The organism is Bradyrhizobium sp. LA2.1 (assembly GCF_040547725.1).
Taxonomy (GTDB): Bacteria; Pseudomonadota; Alphaproteobacteria; order Rhizobiales; family Xanthobacteraceae; genus Bradyrhizobium; species Bradyrhizobium barranii.
In genome coordinates, this window is sequence record NZ_JBEPQI010000004.1 from 39,224 (window position 1) to 55,008 (window position 15,785).

The 15,785-nt window shown below is 65.0% G+C and carries 19 protein-coding genes; 8 read left to right on the plus strand and 11 right to left on the minus strand.

Going from position 1 to position 15,785, the window contains the following annotated elements; all coding sequences use genetic code 11:
* Window positions 1–41: 41 nt before the first annotated feature.
* The gene (locus tag ABIB95_RS07950; protein WP_135216507.1) at window positions 42–410 is read right to left on the minus strand and encodes a His-rich protein BRANT; all 369 of its coding nucleotides are present in this window, start codon (window positions 408–410) and stop codon (window positions 42–44) included.
* Window positions 411–661: 251 nt separating this feature from the next.
* Between ABIB95_RS07950 and ABIB95_RS07955 the strand changes: the two genes are divergently transcribed.
* Window positions 662–1,204 (plus strand): tetratricopeptide repeat protein, encoded by a 543-nt coding sequence (locus tag ABIB95_RS07955; RefSeq protein ID WP_028150223.1) that lies wholly within the window; start codon window positions 662–664, stop codon window positions 1,202–1,204.
* Window positions 1,205–1,313: 109 nt separating this feature from the next.
* Entirely contained in the window at window positions 1,314–2,702 is a 1,389-nt protein-coding gene (locus ABIB95_RS07960; RefSeq protein ID WP_354238534.1) for a serine hydrolase domain-containing protein, read from the plus strand.
* On the opposite strand, the gene ABIB95_RS07965 is transcribed toward ABIB95_RS07960, so the two are convergent.
* Window positions 2,689–4,257 carry a S10 family peptidase gene (locus ABIB95_RS07965; protein WP_354238536.1) on the minus strand — a complete coding sequence of 523 codons (1,569 nt, stop codon included), beginning with the start codon at window positions 4,255–4,257 and terminating at the stop codon, window positions 2,689–2,691. The genes ABIB95_RS07960 and ABIB95_RS07965 overlap by 14 nt on opposite strands.
* Window positions 4,258–4,506: 249 nt before the next feature.
* Here ABIB95_RS07965 and ABIB95_RS07970 point away from each other — a divergent pair, with 249 nt between their 5' ends.
* Entirely contained in the window at window positions 4,507–5,286 is a 780-nt protein-coding gene (locus ABIB95_RS07970; RefSeq protein WP_354238538.1) for an NAD kinase, read from the plus strand.
* 13 nt (window positions 5,287–5,299) lie between these two features.
* On the opposite strand, the gene ABIB95_RS07975 is transcribed toward ABIB95_RS07970, so the two are convergent.
* From ABIB95_RS07975 to ABIB95_RS07985, 3 genes are read right to left on the minus strand one after another with little or no spacing between them, the layout of a single operon-like run.
* Window positions 5,300–5,884: a hypothetical protein gene (locus tag ABIB95_RS07975; RefSeq protein ID WP_354238540.1), complete on the minus strand. Its 585-nt coding sequence runs from the start codon at window positions 5,882–5,884 to the stop codon at window positions 5,300–5,302.
* A 34-nt stretch (window positions 5,885–5,918) separates the two neighbouring features.
* Window positions 5,919–6,173 carry a helix-turn-helix domain-containing protein gene (locus ABIB95_RS07980; RefSeq protein WP_049807677.1) on the minus strand — a complete coding sequence of 85 codons (255 nt, stop codon included), beginning with the start codon at window positions 6,171–6,173 and terminating at the stop codon, window positions 5,919–5,921.
* 2 nt (window positions 6,174–6,175) lie between these two features.
* Window positions 6,176–6,739, minus strand: coding sequence for a DUF2975 domain-containing protein (locus tag ABIB95_RS07985; RefSeq protein ID WP_354238542.1), 564 nt, complete (start codon window positions 6,737–6,739; stop codon window positions 6,176–6,178).
* A gap of 173 nt (window positions 6,740–6,912) precedes the next feature.
* On the opposite strand from ABIB95_RS07985, the gene ABIB95_RS07990 reads away from it, so the two are divergent.
* Both ABIB95_RS07990 and ABIB95_RS07995 read left to right on the plus strand, forming a co-directional pair.
* Window positions 6,913–7,458, plus strand: a complete 546-nt coding sequence (locus ABIB95_RS07990) for a response regulator (protein WP_008549760.1) — start codon at window positions 6,913–6,915, stop codon at window positions 7,456–7,458.
* A gap of 31 nt (window positions 7,459–7,489) precedes the next feature.
* Window positions 7,490–8,068 (plus strand): Hpt domain-containing protein, encoded by a 579-nt coding sequence (locus ABIB95_RS07995; protein WP_354238544.1) that lies wholly within the window; start codon window positions 7,490–7,492, stop codon window positions 8,066–8,068.
* A 175-nt stretch (window positions 8,069–8,243) separates the two neighbouring features.
* On the opposite strand, the gene ABIB95_RS08000 is transcribed toward ABIB95_RS07995, so the two are convergent.
* The 4 genes from ABIB95_RS08000 to folE all read right to left on the minus strand — a co-directional run bounded on the left by ABIB95_RS08000 (window position 8,244) and on the right by folE (window position 11,921).
* A complete protein-coding gene (locus ABIB95_RS08000; RefSeq protein WP_354238546.1) occupies window positions 8,244–9,419 on the minus strand; it encodes a DUF2336 domain-containing protein in 1,176 nt (391 codons plus the stop codon).
* A gap of 180 nt (window positions 9,420–9,599) precedes the next feature.
* Window positions 9,600–10,619 (minus strand): lytic transglycosylase domain-containing protein, encoded by a 1,020-nt coding sequence (locus tag ABIB95_RS08005; RefSeq protein ID WP_354238548.1) that lies wholly within the window; start codon window positions 10,617–10,619, stop codon window positions 9,600–9,602.
* Window positions 10,620–10,759: 140 nt separating this feature from the next.
* On the minus strand, window positions 10,760–11,182 hold the full coding sequence (gene hisI / locus ABIB95_RS08010) for a phosphoribosyl-AMP cyclohydrolase (RefSeq protein WP_354238550.1): 423 nt from the start codon (window positions 11,180–11,182) through the stop codon (window positions 10,760–10,762).
* A gap of 46 nt (window positions 11,183–11,228) precedes the next feature.
* Window positions 11,229–11,921: a GTP cyclohydrolase I FolE gene (folE, locus tag ABIB95_RS08015; RefSeq protein WP_063982517.1), complete on the minus strand. Its 693-nt coding sequence runs from the start codon at window positions 11,919–11,921 to the stop codon at window positions 11,229–11,231.
* A 219-nt stretch (window positions 11,922–12,140) separates the two neighbouring features.
* On the opposite strand from folE, the gene ABIB95_RS08020 reads away from it, so the two are divergent.
* The gene (locus tag ABIB95_RS08020) at window positions 12,141–12,596 is read left to right on the plus strand and encodes an iron-sulfur cluster assembly scaffold protein (protein WP_014494348.1); all 456 of its coding nucleotides are present in this window, start codon (window positions 12,141–12,143) and stop codon (window positions 12,594–12,596) included.
* Between the two features lie 51 nt (window positions 12,597–12,647).
* On the opposite strand, the gene ABIB95_RS08025 is transcribed toward ABIB95_RS08020, so the two are convergent.
* Complete coding sequence (locus ABIB95_RS08025) at window positions 12,648–13,544, minus strand: COG3904 family protein (RefSeq protein WP_354238552.1); 897 nt, start codon at window positions 13,542–13,544, stop codon at window positions 12,648–12,650.
* Window positions 13,545–13,792: 248 nt separating this feature from the next.
* Here ABIB95_RS08025 and yidD point away from each other — a divergent pair, with 248 nt between their 5' ends.
* Both yidD and ABIB95_RS08035 read left to right on the plus strand, forming a co-directional pair.
* Window positions 13,793–14,131 (plus strand): membrane protein insertion efficiency factor YidD, encoded by a 339-nt coding sequence (gene yidD, locus ABIB95_RS08030; RefSeq protein WP_354238554.1) that lies wholly within the window; start codon window positions 13,793–13,795, stop codon window positions 14,129–14,131.
* A gap of 101 nt (window positions 14,132–14,232) precedes the next feature.
* Complete coding sequence (locus ABIB95_RS08035) at window positions 14,233–14,442, plus strand: hypothetical protein (RefSeq protein WP_354238556.1); 210 nt, start codon at window positions 14,233–14,235, stop codon at window positions 14,440–14,442.
* A gap of 128 nt (window positions 14,443–14,570) precedes the next feature.
* Here ABIB95_RS08035 and ABIB95_RS08040 read toward each other — a convergent pair whose 3' ends face one another.
* Window positions 14,571–15,785, minus strand: coding sequence for a hypothetical protein (locus ABIB95_RS08040; RefSeq protein WP_354238558.1), 1,215 nt, complete (start codon window positions 15,783–15,785; stop codon window positions 14,571–14,573).

The window sequence follows — 15,785 nt, forward strand, 5'->3', positions numbered from 1 at the left end:
CGGCGGGCAATGCCAGGGATGCCGCCGCGCCGGATCAGTCGTTAGCTGCGCTTGTCGATGGCCGCCGGCTTGGTCACGTCAGGCTGCGCCTTCAGCGACTTCTTGGCCGACAGATGCTTGTTGTGGTGGCGATGCGTGCGCACGGCCTTGTGCTCGTCGGGCGTGACCGCGGCATTGGCGTTCATCGCCTTCGACTTGGTATCCACCTTGGCGTCCGCCTTGACGTCCGCGGCCTTGGTGTCGGCCTTGACGCCGGCCTCGGGTTTCACGGCGGTGGTCGACACCTTGGTCTGGCTCTGGTCCGCCTTGATCACCGGCGCGGTCGTGGTGGTCTTGCCGGCTTCAGCTGCGAAGGCCGGGGCTGCGATTACGGAAGCGGCGAGCAAGGCTGCGGAAATGGTCTTCAACATGGTTGGTCTCCTCTTGGAAGGATCTTGAGGCGGCGCCCTCTCGCCTACTCTTCGATCGTGGGTGGGAGCCTAGGCGGCGCGCGCTGAACCCAGTCTGAAGTCCCTTGCAGGCTTCTGTTCATCTCGATGACAAGTTTGTCATCTGCGGAGGGGCGAATAGATCGTGCGAAGCGGGAATGTTTTTGCCCGCTGGGTGTTCCGGTCTTTGGGCAATCGTGTAGGATCGCCACGTTCCATACGGGAGAAGATAGATGCGCAAACTTTCCATGCTTCTGGTACCGGGGCTTGTCTCGATGGCGTTGGCCGCCGGACCGATGCTGACCAGCGCCTACGCCGCGGGCAGCGACGAGCCCTCGCCGCCGCCGAAGTCGGACAGCTCGGCCAAGAAGGGGAAGAAGAAGAGCTCCTCCATCAGCGATCCCAAATTCCTCGCGGCCTATCGCACCGCCTACACCACGATCTACGACGGTCACGACTACACGAGCGCGATCGGCCAGCTGAAGTCGCTCGAGCGCGACGACGTCGCCGACGTCGCCAATTTGATCGGCTACTCCTATCGCAAGCTCGGCGACTACCAGTCGTCCAAGGTCTATTACGAGATCGCGCTGAAGGACGATCCGAACCACGTCCGCACCTGGCAGTATTACGGCCTCTGGCAGCTCGAGCAGGGCAACCGCGAACAGGCGCAGTACCACCTGAACAAGATCGCCTCGCTCGCCGGCACCGACAGCTCCGAGTATCGCTCGCTCGCCGCGGCGCTCGACAAGCCGACCGGCGCGACGCTCGTCTACTGAGACATCGCGTCTTTGAACTGAGCGAACGGGCACAACCTCGGGGTTGTGCCCGTTCTGCTTTCTCGGTTAGCCTCTCGCATCAAGTCCTCCCCTCGCAAATTGGTGCGCAATGGACACGTGGCTGCGATCCGCGATCGACTACATCGGCTCCTGGATCGAATTCCAACAGACGACATTCCAACAGCCCGGCGTCATCGTCGCATTTGCCCATCGCGGCGAAATCGTCGCCGAGCACGCCTTTGGTCTTGCCAATCTCGACACCGGCGAAAAACTCACCCCGCGCCACCGCTGCCGCATCGCCTCGCACTCGAAGAGCTTTACCTCCGCCGGCATCATGAAGCTGCGCGACCAGCGCAAGCTCCGGCTCGACGACACGGTCGGCCAACATGTCGGCGGCCTGCATCCGCGCGTCACCGAGACGACGATTGCGCAGGTGCTCTCGCACAGCGCGGGGCTGACGCGCGATGGCGCCGATTCCGGGCAGTTCATCGACAACCGTCCCTATCTCAACGCCAGGGAGTTGCTCGCGGAATTGAAGCTGCCGACCGCGATCGAGCCGGGGACACGCTTCAAATACTCCAACCACGGCTTTGGCCTGCTCGGCCTCGTCATTGAAGCCGTGACGAAGGAGCCCTACTCCGCCTGGATCAAGCGCGAGATCATCGAGCCCGCGGGCCTGCGCGAGACTGAGCCGGATGCGCCGCTTCCCAAGGGCGCATCATTCGCGCGCGGCCACACGCGAAAAGTGCCCTTGGGCGAGCGTTGCGTGATCCCCGGTGACAATCCGACGCACGCGATGGCGTCCGCCACGGGCTTCGCCGCCACCGCCGGCGATACGGCCCGCTTCTTCGCGCAGCTTGCGCCCAACGCCAGGAAGAGCGTGCTCTCAGTCGCAAGCCGCCGCGAAATGACCCGGCATCACTGGCGCATCCCGCAGAGTTTCGAGGCCTATTACGGCCTTGGCATCAACGCCGGCAAAACCGACGGCTGGGACTGGTTCGGCCATGGCGGCCATTTTCAGGGTTACATCTCCCGGACCTGCTCCATCCCCGCTTGCGAGCTCGCGATCAGCATCCTCAGCAACTCCATCGACGGCGCGGCGCCGTTCTGGATGGACGGCGCGATGCAGATCCTGCGCGTGTTCAGGACTCGCGGCGCACCAGACCGCCGCGTGCGCGACTGGACCGGCCGCTGGTGGACGATCTGGGGCGCAACCGATCTCGTCCCCGCGGGCAACCGCGTGCTGGTCGCCAATCCGCAGTTCATCAATCCGTTCATGGATGCCGCCGAGATCGAGGTCACCGGCCGCGACACCGGCAAGCTCGCCTGGGCTGCCGGCTATTCCAGCCACGGCGAGCCGGTGCGCCGCGTCCGCGACAAGCGCGGCAAGGTCAGCGACATCTGGATCGCCGGCGCCAATATCAAGCCGGAGCGTGTCGTGGCGCGCGAGATCGCGCGGAGATATCCGCCGCGCAAGCGGCGGCCTACTCTCGGATAAGAGCCTCGACCTCGCTCCGAAACGCCTGCCGCGAGCCGTCGCGCGAATAGAACATGTGGCCGCCGGGATAGACGACGAACTTGACCCGCTGCGTGGCGAACGCCGGAAGCTGGTCGAGCACCCGCTTCGATCCGAAATAGGGCGTGGCGAGATCGAACAGGCCGTGCGCGACCAGCACGTTCAGCTTTCCGTCGGTGGCGAGGATCTGGCGCAGCTCCGACACCGACTGGGGCGGGTTGATGCCGCGGCCGAAATCCCAATTGCCCTCGACGGCGCCGTTGAGGACTTCATAGGAGCCATCCGGCCGCCAGTTGAGCTTGCGCGTGAGAACATCGACGGCCGCACTCGTCAGCGGCGCCTGGAGCGCATCGCCCGAGGGATCGCCGAACCGGGAGCTGCTCGAATCCGGATAGGGATCATAGCCTCGCACCGAGGCGTCATAGCGCCCCGTGACCTTGCCGTTCTTGCGGTCGAACTCGCGGCGGAATTCACCGACGTCGAAACGGCCGGCGAGCCGGCGGCTCACGGCCTGGTCGATCCCGGTGAGCTCAGCAACCTTGTCGGCAAGGCGATTGGTGGCCTCCTTGTCCGCCTCGCCCTTGACGAGGTCGGCCAGGAACTCGCCCCGCGCGTAAGCCTCGACGTCGGCGAGATCGGCGCGCTTGACCGCTCCCTTGGCTTCGCGCGCCACCGCGACATAGCTCGGCAGCGTCGCGACATATTGCAGGAGGCTGGTGCCGGTGAACTCGCGGAAGTCCAGGAGCGGCGACACCAGGATCAATCCCCTGACGCCGACGCCATGCTGGAGCTGCAACTGGCGCACGACCTTCGGCCCGCGAATGCCGCCATAGCTTTCGCCGCCGACATATTTCGGCGAGGTCAGCCGGTCGTGCTTCTCCAGCCAGCGGCGGATCACGAGCGCGATCGAATTGACGTCGCCGTCGACGGAGTAGAAGGACTTGCGCGCGTCCTCGCCGCTGGCAACGAAACGGCTGTAGCCGGTGCTGACGGGATCGATGAAGACGAGATCGGTGAAGTCGAGCCACGTCTCCGCGTTCGGCTTCACCTCGGGTGAGGCGGACGGCGACAGGGCTTCGCCATCGAGCGGCAGCCGCCACGGACCCGCAGCGCCGAACTGGAGCCATGCCGAGGACGCGCCGGGACCGCCGTTGAACAGGAACGTCACGGGGCGCGTCGCGCGGTCGGCACCATCGAGCTCATAGGACGTATAGGCGATGTCGGCGAGCGGCTCACCCTTGCCGTCGAACACGCGGATCGAGCCGGCAGTCGCGGTGAAGTCGAGTGCACGGCCCGGCAGATCGAGCGTCTGCTTCGTGGTCGAATCCGACGGAAGGCGATGCGGCTCGGCGGCGGACGATGAACCCTGTGAGGCGCCTGGCGTGTTGCCGCCGCGCCCACCCTTCTGTCCCGCTGGGGCGGCCGTCTCGGCGCGCGGCTGCGGCGGATCGTCCGCGCGGGCAAATCCCGCGAGCGCGAAAGTCGACACCGCCAGTACCAGGGTCGCGCGGCGGAGCGCCGGCAAACGCATGACCATGATCGTTCTCCTTGTCGGCTGCGAGAGCCGGCGAGCATCGCAAGGCTAGCGAGAAATTGCGACGGTTTGGGGGATAGCCGGCCCGGCGGCGCCTGAAGAAGCCGGGCGAGCACAAATCGACCCGGATTTGCCCTGAATCGGGATGGACGCTGTTTGCCTTGAACAGCGGTCCTTCTCGACAATGCAGGCCCAGGTCGTATAGACGAGCCCGGCGGAACTTTCTCCAGCCAGCGGCCCTGCCCGGAAGCCATGACCAAGCCAGCGCGATACAACCGGATCGCCTTTGTCGCGAGCCCAAGCAGCGAGGCGCAAACCGCCTTCGGCCAGCTCACTCGGGACTATGGCAATTGCGACCCGAAAGACGCCGATGTCGTGGTCGCGCTTGGCGGCGACGGACTGATGCTCCAGACGCTGCACCAGAACATGCACTCGGGAAAGCCGATCTATGGCATGCACCGCGGCACCGTTGGCTTCCTGATGAACGAGTACTCGACGGTCGACCTTCGCGACCGTCTCGAGGCGGCGCAGGAATCCGAGATCAACCCGCTCCTGATGCGCGCCACCGACGTCAACGACCGCGTTCACCTGCATCACGCCATCAACGAGGTCGCCCTGTTCCGGCAGACCTTCCAGGCCGCGCGCCTCCGGATCCTGATCGACGAGCGCGAGCGCATGGCTGAGCTGATTGCCGACGGCATCATGGTGGCGACGCCCGCCGGCTCCACCGCCTACAATCTGTCCGCGCAGGGACCGATCCTGCCGATCAACGCCGCGCTGCTGGCGCTGACGCCGATCAGCGCCTTCCGCCCGCGCCGCTGGCGCGGCGCGCTCCTGCCCAATACGGCTTACGTCGTGATCGAGGTGCTGGAGGGCGACAAGCGGCCGGTGGCGGCGGTAGCCGACCATGACGAGGTGCGCGATGTCCGCCGCGTCGAGGTGCTGTCCGACAAGACCATCTCGATGCGCATGCTGTTCGATCCCGGCCATAGCCTGGAAGAGCGCATCCTGCGCGAGCAGTTCGGCTATTGAGCGCCGGCGCGGATCACTGGCCGCAAGACTGAATCGATTCCAGGCCGCCCGCCATGGCGGGATCACCGAGCAGATCGAAATCCCTGACGACGGGAACGAAGCTCTTCGTCTCCGACGTCATCAGATAGATCGTGACAGGCAGCGATCCCTGCGGCGCCGCGTTCGCGCGACAGAATTCCCTGGCTGCCACGCCGAGCCCCATCGACCCGCGTTTGCCTTGCCTCCCCTGCTCGACCATCGACGCACGTAGCGCTTCGAAGCGTGCAGCATCGCCCGGCGACAAGCGATAGGCGTAGGTCGAGGAGCCCAGCGGCGGCGCAGGCAGGCCGGCGCGATCTCGCGCGTCGCTCATCTCCATCATGGCGAAGCTCGTCTTGGTCTCGGCCTCGCCGGCCACTTTGGTGACGACGTCGAGCTTGACGCCGCCCGAACGTGGCCGCAGCGCATCAGGCAACTGCACGGCGACGCGCAGCATCGACAGGTCCGTCGTCCTGGCATCGATGCGGGTAAGCGGCGGGATCGATGTCAGCGGCACCGAGCTGCAACCGGCAAGCATCAGCGCAGCCGCGCTCGCAAGAACACGCGCCAGGCGGTTCATCGCAGGCATCTCCAATCTGGACTTGAAGGATTGGCTAGGCCGATTTCCGGCCGGCCCCGCGCGGCTCCAGCGCGTCATCCGCGCTGTCGGGGACATATTCCAGGATATCGCCGGGCTGGCAGTCGAGCACGGCGCAGATCCGCTCGAGCGTGTCGAAGCGGATGCCGCGCACCTTGCCCGACTTCAGCAGGGAGACGTTCGCCTCCGTGAGCTCGATGCGCGCGGCAAGCTCACGCGACCTGATCTTGCGCCTGGCGAGCATGACGTCGAGGTTGACGATGATCGGCATGGTCAGATGATCTCGCTGTTCTCGTGCCACATGCGAACGGCATCGGCCATCACGGTTGCGAAGGCGACGAGCGCAAGGCCGCTCAGCACCGACAGCACATGCGACTGCTCGATGCCGAACATGGCCACGAGCTGGGCCGGCTGGTTGGCCCGCGTCAGGTTGATCGTGGTGAGCATCTGCACCAGCGGCGACATCAACGCGTTGGCGATCAGCGCGAGGCCCATCCGGCGGATGCGCCAGGCGTTGTCGGTCACGAAGACCTCGCCGCGCGCGAAGCGGGAGAACAACATCGAGAGCTGCAACAAGGCGTAGAGAACAGGCGCAAGTCCGATCAGGCTGATCAGGGCGCCGGCGAGGCGCGTACTGAAATTGAGCGTGAAGGGCCGCGCCCCCAGCGGGGACTGGGTCGCGATCCAGTGCCGGAGCATCTCGTCGCTCGACCAGAGCAGCGGCACCGCAAGCACAGCGCCGGCGACGCACAGAAGCGCGCCGACGGCCACGATCCGTCCGATGCGCCGCAACCGCGGCTCGACCGGCGCAGGAAAAGGAAACGCGACGACGCTCATCGGACTAGCTCCCATTCAATTGTATATTTTTATTGTTTTACAATAAAAAATGGCAGAATTACGATATTAAAACCCTTCCCTCGTCACGTACTCCGCGAAATGCCGGCAGCAACCCTTCCTTAACCCCCGCCGCGATATGGTTAACGAAAGTTGACCGCTCCGGCCCAGGCGTCATGTTCCGCATCGATTTCAACAAGCTGCGCTTCCTCGTCTGCGACGACAATCCGCACATGCGCCGTATCCTGCGGACGCTGCTGCACTCCTTCGGCGCGCGCGAGGTTTACGAGGCCGAGGACGGCGCCACCGCGCTGGAAATGTACAGCCATTACGTGCCCGACATCGTCATCACCGACTGGGCGATGCCGATCTTCGACGGGCTCGAGCTCGCGCAGATGATCCGGCAGCCGGAATCCAAGGGCAATCCTTACGCGCCGATCATCATGCTGACCGGTCATTCCGAGAAGCGCCGCGTCACGGTCGCGCGCGATGCCGGCGTCACCGAATTCCTGGCCAAGCCGATCTCCGCCAAGGGCCTCTACCAGCGTATCCTCAACGTCGTCGCCAATCCCCGGCCCTTCATCAAGACCAAGACCTATTTCGGTCCGGACCGGCGCCGCAACACCAACTCCGCCTATATGGGCCCCGAGCGCCGCGTCGGCGAAAAGCACGAGGTGCTCCAGCAACCCTCGCTGCTCGACAAGGCTCGTTCCTCCATCTAGCGCAACGTCTCACACGATCGGGGCAGACATCATGGCGAAGAACGGCGCAAAGGACATCGAGGTCACGGCCTTCGCCACGCACCAAGTGATCACGCAGCCCAATCCGCTGCGCAAGGTTCTGCGCCGTGTCGAAGAAAAGGACCTGGACGATCCGGTCGCCCGCGCCGAGCAGGCGCTGGCGGGCCTCTCCAGTGAGTTCAAGGATTGGATGGCGACCGAGGTCAATCGTCTGTCGGCCGCTTACGTCGCTATCCGCCATGAGGGCTTCACCAAGGAGCGACGTGACGAGCTGTTCCGCGCCGCGCACGACATCAAGGGCGACGCTGCGACGTTCGGCTATCCGGCGGCGGCGGGAGTTGCGGAGAGCCTGTGCCGCGTCATCGAGCACGCGCCCGATCTCGGCAAGGTGCCGGCCGAGCTGTTCACGCACCACATCAACGCCATCCTCGCCATCGTGCATGAAAACACCAAGCTCGACAGCATCAGCGTCTCCGCCGAGCTCAGCCGCCGCCTGCGCAAGGTCGCCGACGACTATCTCGCCCACGCCAACCGCGACCGCCCCGAGCATCTCGAGGTGATTTTGGCACCGAGCATCGTGCCGGCGGAGTAGCGCCCCGGCGCTCTCCTCGCGTCATTACGAGCGCAAGTGTCGTAGGGTGGGCAAAGCGACTCGTCCGCCGTAGCTCGAAGAGCGAAGGCGGAAGCGTGCCCACCAACCAATATAAGCTGTGCGGATAAATGGTGGGCACGGCGCTACGCGCCTTTGCCCACCCTACGGCGTCTCGCTACGCCGCGATCAGATCGTCATACACGGGATCGAACGCGTCATCCGCGACGAGCTCGTCGCAGAACAGCCTTGCCTCTTCGCGCGCGGATTCCGTGGCGAAGCGGCGGAGCAGGACCATCAGCGGTTCGGTGGCGCCGCGGTCGGTCTCGCAGTGGGTGAGCACGCGCTCGACCATGCGCCGGCGCAGCCGCACCGCGCCGTCATCGGTATCGACAAAACCTTGCTCGTGGCAGGCATCGAGCGCGACCTGGAACGCCGCGAAGGTCGCCTCGGGAAGTCCGGCGCGGCGGAGCAGCGCGTGCAGGCTGTTGCCCCCACGGTCGTGCAGCAGCGCGCAGACGCGTGCCAGCGGCAGGTCGGCGAGTTCGGCGAGTGCCGCGTCGAACAGATCGAGATTGCTCGACAGCAGCGCGCGCAGGATGAGACCGGCGGTGAGCTGGCCCGTGACGCGCAGATGATGCACCAGGCCCTGCATGTCCTCGCCGCGCGACCGCGCCGCGATGTTCATGGTGGAGCGATCGCGCGCCTCGACCGTGATGCGCTCGGCGCGGTCGGCACTCAACCAGTTCCGCGCGATGACGAATTGCGCAAGGGTATCGGAGAGCTTGGCCACCAGCGCGGCGCGCGTTGCGGCCGGCAGATCCTCAAGCACCAGCATCGCCTCGCGGATCGCGGCGAGATGGCCGTGGCGCTCGACGATGCGATTCCAGGAGAACGGCGCGAGCTCGGCGTGGGGATTTTCGATCAGCTCGAGGGCTGCCGCTGCACAGCCGACTTCGGCAATGGCGGCGCAGACCGACACCGGCAACGCGATGCGGCGCGCGATCGCGCACTGCACCTCGTCATTGCCGGTCGCGACGATGTCGACGAGATCGGCGTCGATCAGCAGCGGGGAATGTTCGAGCACCGGCAGCGCGACGGTCGGCTGGTCCGCCGATAGCGCCCGCACGATCGATGCCGGCGCATCCGTGCTGCGCGCAAAGGCCTCGGCCATCGCCTGCCGCACCAGCGGCGAGGGATCGTCGAGCAGCATCAGGAGCGCGCCTTCGGCCGCGATACGGTCGTCATGGGAAAGGTCTGAGATCAGCCAGGCCCGGGCCAATGCCCGCGTCGCCTCGGCCCGCTCGCCGGCGGGCGCCGTCCTGATCCAATTGATGAACTGCCGAACAATCATGCTGCTTCCGGCTTACACAACAAACGAAAACGGTGACGGCTTGTCACCTGCAACACAAAATAAACCACGACGCTTAACAAAGCGTTCACCATAACTGGCTGGTTTTATTGACGTTTTGTTAAGGGAACAAAGCCGCCTGCCACGCGTCCGGGACACGAGAGCGGGTTATTCGCGCGACGATCAGCTCGAGAACGTACCGCTGCGATCGCTGAATAGATCGAGCGGTTGCGGCGGGCGCACGTCAGGCGTCGCCGATGCGATCGAAGCAAGCGAGGCGTTGTTGCCCCACAATTTCTGCACCGTGGTCGAAACCGGCTGCGTGGTATCGCCGGGCTGATAGATCGAGCGGAATGCGGGTGTGATCGGCGTGTTGTCCGCAGCCGTTGACGACGACGTCGCACTCACCGGCGTAACGCCGCGCGCCTCCGGAAAGGTCTGCAGATAAGCTGCGTTGTCGATGACAGGCGCGGTGGGTTGCACGCCGTTGGCACTTGCGACCTGCGTCGTGGATGGCGAGTCGCCATACATCGCCATTGCGCTGCGGGTCGTCTTCGAATTCGCCGCGCTGGCGTAGCGCGAGTCGAGCACCGAATAGACCTCGGAGACGCTGCGGGCGCGGCCGTCCCTGGCGTAGAAGATCGAGCGGTTGGCGGAGGCTGCGTTGGGAAACAGCCGCGCGCCGACCGCTTGCGGATTGTCCTCGGCATTGGCGATCAGCTTTGCGGCGCCGCCGACACCCATGAAATGCGCCATGTAGAGTTCGCTGTCGCTCGGCCTGCGGCCGAGCAGGCCGGTCAGCTTGAAACTGTTCGACTGCGTCAGCGCCGCGGCCATACTTGATGCGGCGTCCGGATCGTCGCGCAGCTTCATGATCGACCGCTTCATGGCGGGATCATCGACCGCGTAGCCGCCCGACGACGTCCTGGTGATGGCGTCGGAATAATTGCCATAGCCGAGCTGGGTGCCCGCCTCCTTCACCGTACCGAGCCAGGTCTGGTCGATGAACTGGTAGAGCCCGTGCGCGGACGACGTGGTGGCGCCCGCCGTCGGATCGAAATCCGATTCCATCTTGGCGGTGGTCAGCATGTACTGGAAGCTGACGCCCGTCCGGTTGGAGACCTGCTTGATCGCGCCGGCGACGCGTGCCCGCGACGGATCGAGACCCGTCGTCTGAGAGGCACTGGAATTGTCGACCGACATGATGGAGTGCCCGCCCCGTGCGGCGTTGAGCGACGCCGGCAATTCGGCGCCTGTCGTATCACCGTGGGACAGGTATGGTTAATGCGGGGTTAATCTGGCCCCTCCCCGTTATTGCGGCCCGAATTCGGGGTGACGGCCGGCTATTTCTTGTAGACGGCGTCCGGATCGAACAACCTGTCCGCATCAATGAAGACCAGCTTGGCGCCGCCGCCTTCGGCCTCGACCTTGCGGTAAAAGCAGGACCGGCGGCCGGTGTGGCAGGCCGCGCCGATCTGTTCGACACGGATCCAGACCGCGTCCTGGTCGCAATCGGTGCGGATCTCGACCACGCGCTGGGTCTGACCCGACGTCTCACCTTTTCGCCACAAGGCATTGCGCGATCGGCTGAAGTACCAGGCCTCGCCGGTCGCAATCGTCTTGCGCAGCGCCTCGTCGTTCATGTGCGCGACCATGAGCACGTCACCGGTGGCAACGTCGGTCGCCACGCAGGTCACGAGGCCGGCGGCGTCGAACCTGGGCAGGAAGGCGAGGCCTTCCTCGATCTCATGGGAGTGAGCGGACACGGGCGTCCTCGCTTGGAGCATGACGCGGACATAGACCTTCGCGAGGTCAGCGCGTCGTGCCTCGCACCAGGGACAGGAAACGGGCTTGCTCCGCCGGATTGTCGCGGAACATGCCAGTGAAGCGGCTGGTGAAGGTCGAGGCACCATGCTTGGCAACGCCGCGCACCGACATGCAGGTATGCTCGGCTTCGATCAGCACGGCCACGCCGCGGGGCTTGAGGATCTCGTCGATGGCCGCCGCGATCTGCGCCGTCATGTGCTCTTGGGTCTGGAGCCTGCGGGCGAAGATGTCGGTCAGGCGCGCAAGCTTCGACAGGCCGACGACGCGTTCCACCGGCGTATAGGCGATGTGCGCCTTGCCGTAGAACGGCATCATGTGATGCTCGCACTGCGAGGTGAATTCGATGTCGCGCACCAGCACGAAGTCGTCATAGCCGGCCGTCTCGCCGAAGGTGCGGTCGAGCACCTCGGCCGGGCACTGGTGGTAGCCCTGATAGAGCTCGTCAAAGGCCTCGACCACACGGCGTGGCGTGTCGAGCAAACCTTCGCGCGCGGTGTTCTCGCCGATATAGGCGAGCAGCGTCTTCACCGCCGCTTCCGCCTCTGCGCGCGCGGGGCGCGGCTGGTCGGCGCGGACGGCGGCCGCGAGGAATTCGGCAGGGTCGAGCTCAGCCGGGCGGCTCTCGGGCTGGCGGTCGGAGGGCTTGCCCGGGCGGATGGATTTGATCGTAGCGTCCATGTCTACTCCGTTCGACGGCCTAACGGCCGGAGTGTCACCGGCAGACGGGGCGGCAAGCCGCCGGACGCCTGAAGAGAACAGTTTTGACGAAAAAGGCCCTTGGGTCATCACGCTGGCAGCGCAGGTCTGGACTGTTTTTCCGCCAGTTCCGCCCCTATATAGGACCGTGGACGGCGCCCGCCAAGGCCGATCCGGTGCGGAAGTGTTGGACTCCATCACATGCTGAACGACATCTACAACAAGCGGATCATCGAACTGGCCGGGAATATTCCACGCCTCGGACGGCTGCCGGACCCCGACGCCACCGCCACCGCCCACTCCAAATTGTGCGGCTCGACCGTGAAGATCGACCTCAAGATGGAGGGCGACAAGGTCACCGACTTCGCCCATGACGTGAAGGCCTGTGCCCTCGGGCAAGCCTCTTCATCCATCATGGCAAGTCGCGTCGTCGGCTCGACCGCGAGCGAACTCCGCGAGTTACGCGAAACCGTTCGCAAGATGCTCAAGGAGAACGGCGCGCCTCCTGAAGGCAAATGGGAAGAGATCAAATTCCTCGAGCCGGTCCGCGACTACAAGGCGCGACACGCCTCGACCCTCCTGACCTTCGATGCCGTGGTCGATGCCATCGGACAGATCGAGGCGAAAGCCAAGCAGCCGGCCGCGGCGCAGGGCTGATTTGGCCGAGGTCATTCCGGCGCGCGCGCCGGCATGACGATCAGGGAAATCCTACTTCTGCGAGCCCGCGCTTTGCGCCGCACCGGTCGGCACCACGGCTTCCGCCGTCTTGGTCGACTTGACGGGCTGCGGTTCCGCTTCCGCGCCGAACCTCGCCTGGGTCTTCGGTGCAAGTTCCGCCACCGCGGGCGCAGCGACGTCCACGTGCGGCAGCACGTCGGCCACCAGATTGGTGGTGACGAGATTGGTGAGCTTCAGTTCGCCAGTATCCAGTTCGTGCAGATCTTCCCACGGCGGCACGCTGAGCGCGAGCGAGAGCAGGTCGCCGGCGCCGCCCATATCGAACGTGTATTTGGCGAGCCGGCCGATGTCGCGCTCCACGATCATCAAGTCCTGCGCGCTGTAGCTCGCCGCCTTGGCATCGTCGGCACGATCGCCCATCCAGATCTGGTGGACCCGGACGTGAGCTGCTTCCGGCACGTAGCGCTTCTTGCCGGCCAGCAGCAGGAACACGCACATGGATTCGCAATAGGCTTCGGGCGCAACCGCCGGACGGGCCGACTGCCCGCTGCGGTTCTGAATGCTGATGCCGACGGTGGTCGAAAGTCCGAGATTGCGGAAGCGCCGGCCGAGCGTGATCGCGTCGTTGACGGAACCGCCGCTGGAGTCGAGCACCACGGTCGCGCCGCCAAGTTGGCGCCCGCGCGAAAACTCCTCGAAATCCCTCGGCGTATCGGCGGTGATGATGCCGACCGCGCTGACCCAGCCGCGGCAGTTCGGGTCGCAGGCGACCCAGTTGAACTTCATCGGCAGCTTGCGCTCTTCAAGGGCGGCACCGGCATGAGCCGTTGTGCCGGTCGTGGCCACAGCTCCGAAGAGCGCGGCGCCAAGTGCGGCTGCCCCAAGCAACAACCAGCCGCGACGGTCGAGGGAGTTCAGAAGTCTCAATCTGGTTCCTTCCCCAAGCCCCAAAGGTTCCCCAACAGTCCTCGGTAGCGCCCTCTGAGTCCATCATACGGGCGTATGTTTCTACACACGGTCGTCATAAAAATGGTATCCGGGGGAATACAGATCGTCCACAGGTACTTGCTGCACTGCTCCCAAAAAGCACGGGAAATATGGCGCAGAAACAACAACTTGCGGTTCCCTGCGCCGGAACCGCGCAATACCTCGCTCACGATCGCAGCACAGCGCCCATGAAGCATTCAACCTGCGAGCACTGTTCCACTCCCATCGAGGGTGCGCTCCGGCTCCCGCGCCGATTCGGCCGCGCACTGATCTGGCTCTACCGCCACACGCTCTCGCCGCTGGTCGGCTACAATTGCCGGCACCTGCCGACCTGCTCCGTCTATGGCGACGAGGCGATCGAACGGTTCGGGCTCTGGGCCGGCGGCTGGATGACGCTCGCGCGACTGCTTCGCTGCAATCCTTTCGGCACATCGGGAATCGACAACGTGCCCCTCACCGCACCGCAAGCGGCGCGCTGGTATCTGCCCTGGCGCTATGGCAGGTGGCGCGGCGTCAACGCGTCCTGAATATCACCAGGAACGCCGCGGCGCTTCGCGCATCGCTGCCTTGAATGGAACCGGAACTTCCCCCTCGCGTTGTTGTGATGCTCCCACGGGAGGAAACAAGAATGCGCTGGAAAATCAGCCCTCACTTTCACTTCAGGCTTGGTCCACATCCTGGTTCCAGAGGGCATCACGACCCAAGAACCCTCGACATGATTGCCATCATTGCGCTGCTGGCGCTCGTCGTCGGCTCCGGCTGGTATCTGGCAACGAGCATTGCCACGGCGCCGAGCACCACGGCCTTCATCGTGCCGAGCCAGAGCGTGCACTGGTAGGCTGGACGTTAGAGATCGAGCACCAGCCGATCTGGACCGGGTTTGGCGACATATCATCAGATGGCGTTCGCGTTCGTACGGCTGGTTGTCATCGCCCTGAGCCGGTGGCACCCGCCTCAACAGGCAACCTAACGAAACCAGAAAAACCGGCCGGGCGCTGGTGGGATCGACTCGGGCGGACGCAGCCGCTTCGGACGCGGCGGCTTTGGCGACGGCTCGGCGGACGAGGTGGTCTCCGCAGCCGGCGCCGTCTCGCTTCCCGGCACCCTCACCGACAGCAGCAAGTTCGATTCATGCGTCCGCCAGCGATAGCCGACGCCGAAATCGATCGGCTGGGCGCGCGTGAACAGTTCGGCGTAGCGCTCCTGGTAGCGGCCGGGGAATTCGTCGATCGGTCCGAGATAGCGGCCGAACGGGAAGAACCGCCACTGTTGCGCATTGTAGTTCGCAAGCGGAATGCCGGAATCGTCCTGGATGATGGTCGCGCTGTTGGCCAGCAGCCAGTTGCGAGCGACGGAGAAGTCGCCCTTGTGCAGGAGATAGGACGCGCTCTTGAGCAGGCTGTTGCCGGGCCCGAGCGTCTCGCAGAATTTCAGAAATCCCGTGTTGCGCGCGCTGGCATTGGAGAGATCGGTCGAGAAATAGTACAGCGTGCGCGCCTCGCCGTCGCTTCCGGCAAAGGTGATGCGGACACCGCGCGTCGCGTTCCGTCCCGGATTGTCGCCTCCCGTATGCACCCCGCCCTTGTCGTCGAGCGCGATCATCTCGACATTGCGGATGGTCTTGCCGGAGCGCGCGAGGAAGACATAGAGGATCGGCAACGTGCCGTTGACCTGGTTGGCGTGCAGGTCGACCTTCATGTGCTTGGTGATGAAGAAGGAGAAGCTCAGGATCGAGCCGAGCGAACGCTCGACATTGTAGAGCGCGGCACCGACCGAGCCGCGCGGCAGCCGCGTCAGGTCAGGCACCGCGCCGACCGGCTCCAGCGCGCCGAGCACGTAGGTGCTGGCCTTGGAGTAGAACGCATCGGCGTAGAGGAAGTCGGGGCCGCTGAACAAGTAGAACATGGTCGGCCGGGGCGCGGCCAGATTGACGTCGGCCCAATTGCGGATCTTCGAGAGCTGCCGCTGCTCGAGCTGGGCGAAGGCGCCGTCGAAGAATTTTGCGTGGCGCTGCCAGCCCGGGTCTTTGGTGAGCGGCACCAGCGGCGAGTCCGGCGAAGGCTGCATGCCCGCGAGAAAGCGCGCGGTATCATCGAAGGTGACGTCGGCGGCACGTGCAGACGAGACGGCCGCGGCCAGCAGGGCAAGAGCGACGGCCGCAATTCTCATGGGTCGAAACAT

Coding starts and splice junctions, on each gene's coding strand:
- ABIB95_RS07950 (WP_135216507.1), bottom strand. CDS start 410: ATGTTGAAGACCATTTCCGCAGCCTTGCTCGCCGCTTCCGTAATCGCA.
- ABIB95_RS07955 (WP_028150223.1), top strand. CDS start 662: ATGCGCAAACTTTCCATGCTTCTGGTACCGGGGCTTGTCTCGATGGCG.
- ABIB95_RS07960 (WP_354238534.1), top strand. CDS start 1,314: ATGGACACGTGGCTGCGATCCGCGATCGACTACATCGGCTCCTGGATC.
- ABIB95_RS07965 (WP_354238536.1), bottom strand. CDS start 4,257: ATGGTCATGCGTTTGCCGGCGCTCCGCCGCGCGACCCTGGTACTGGCG.
- ABIB95_RS07970 (WP_354238538.1), top strand. CDS start 4,507: ATGACCAAGCCAGCGCGATACAACCGGATCGCCTTTGTCGCGAGCCCA.
- ABIB95_RS07975 (WP_354238540.1), bottom strand. CDS start 5,884: ATGAACCGCCTGGCGCGTGTTCTTGCGAGCGCGGCTGCGCTGATGCTT.
- ABIB95_RS07980 (WP_049807677.1), bottom strand. CDS start 6,173: ATGCCGATCATCGTCAACCTCGACGTCATGCTCGCCAGGCGCAAGATC.
- ABIB95_RS07985 (WP_354238542.1), bottom strand. CDS start 6,739: ATGAGCGTCGTCGCGTTTCCTTTTCCTGCGCCGGTCGAGCCGCGGTTG.
- ABIB95_RS07990 (WP_008549760.1), top strand. CDS start 6,913: ATGTTCCGCATCGATTTCAACAAGCTGCGCTTCCTCGTCTGCGACGAC.
- ABIB95_RS07995 (WP_354238544.1), top strand. CDS start 7,490: ATGGCGAAGAACGGCGCAAAGGACATCGAGGTCACGGCCTTCGCCACG.
- ABIB95_RS08000 (WP_354238546.1), bottom strand. CDS start 9,419: ATGATTGTTCGGCAGTTCATCAATTGGATCAGGACGGCGCCCGCCGGC.
- ABIB95_RS08005 (WP_354238548.1), bottom strand. CDS start 10,619: ATGTCGGTCGACAATTCCAGTGCCTCTCAGACGACGGGTCTCGATCCG.
- folE (WP_063982517.1), bottom strand. CDS start 11,921: ATGGACGCTACGATCAAATCCATCCGCCCGGGCAAGCCCTCCGACCGC.
- ABIB95_RS08020 (WP_014494348.1), top strand. CDS start 12,141: ATGCTGAACGACATCTACAACAAGCGGATCATCGAACTGGCCGGGAAT.
- yidD (WP_354238554.1), top strand. CDS start 13,793: ATGAAGCATTCAACCTGCGAGCACTGTTCCACTCCCATCGAGGGTGCG.
- ABIB95_RS08035 (WP_354238556.1), top strand. CDS start 14,233: ATGCGCTGGAAAATCAGCCCTCACTTTCACTTCAGGCTTGGTCCACAT.
- ABIB95_RS08040 (WP_354238558.1), bottom strand. CDS start 15,785: ATGTTTCGACCCATGAGAATTGCGGCCGTCGCTCTTGCCCTGCTGGCC.